The sequence below is a fragment of the Actinoplanes sp. NPDC048988 genome (genome assembly GCF_043197815.1).
Classification (GTDB): Bacteria; Actinomycetota; Actinomycetes; order Mycobacteriales; family Micromonosporaceae; genus Actinoplanes.
Window position 1 is genome coordinate 128,669 of sequence record NZ_JBICTW010000026.1, and the last position, 291, is coordinate 128,959.

The window sequence follows — 291 nt, forward strand, 5'->3', positions numbered from 1 at the left end:
CGCGTTAGAGCCGAGATGGACGGCCGGCGGCCGCCGACATCGGCGTCTCTCTCCCCCGCACGAAACGGCCAACCTGGCCACGTTTCACGTGAAACGGCAGCGGTCTAACATCCTCGGAGCCGGGAGCCGGGAGCCGGGAGCCGGGAGCCGGGAGCCGGGAGCCGGGAGCCGGGAGCCGGGAGCCGGGAGCCGGGAGCCGGGAGCCGGGAGCCGGGAGCCGGGAGCCGGGAGCCGGGAGCCGGGAGCCGGGAGCCGGGAGCCGGGAGCCGGGAGCCGGGAGCCGGGAGCCGG